This window comes from Pseudomonas avellanae BPIC 631 (assembly GCF_000444135.1).
Lineage (GTDB): Bacteria > Pseudomonadota > Gammaproteobacteria > Pseudomonadales > Pseudomonadaceae > Aquipseudomonas > Aquipseudomonas avellanae.
Genome location: NZ_ATDK01000104.1, coordinates 1 through 438, shown reverse-complemented (window position 1 = coordinate 438; position 438 = coordinate 1). Strand labels below are relative to the sequence as shown.

General features: G+C 53.9%; 1 tRNA gene. It reads left to right on the top strand.

The annotated features are described in order from the left end of the window. Positions 1–165: 165 nt before the first annotated feature. Positions 166–242, top strand: a tRNA-Met gene (locus tag DW49_RS0107105). The last annotated feature ends 196 nt before the right edge of the window (positions 243–438 follow it).

The following is a 438-nucleotide window of genomic DNA, read 5'->3' as shown; positions in this document are numbered from 1 at the left end:
GTGGCCTTTTTTGTGCGCGCCTGAAAAGTGCTTCGCTCACGCTTGCTTCTCCGGTTCGCGAGGAAAACTCCCTGTGGCGAAAAACACGCATCACCACTCATTTACCTCCTTTCGAGATTAAGGGTTGACACTTTCGCGTTCGGCTGTAGAATGCCGCCACACAGACGCGGGATGGAGCAGTCTGGTAGCTCGTCGGGCTCATAACCCGAAGGTCGTCGGTTCAAATCCGGCTCCCGCAACCAAACATCAAAAAAGGCTACTCGAAAGAGTGGCCTTTTTTGTGCGCGCCTGAAAAGTGCTTCGCTCACGCTTGCTTCTCCGGTTCGCGAGGAAAACTCCCTGTGGCGAAAAACACGCATCACCACTCATTTACCTCCTTTCGAGATTAAGGGTTGACACTTTCGCGTTCGGCTGTAGAATGCCGCCACACAGACGCGG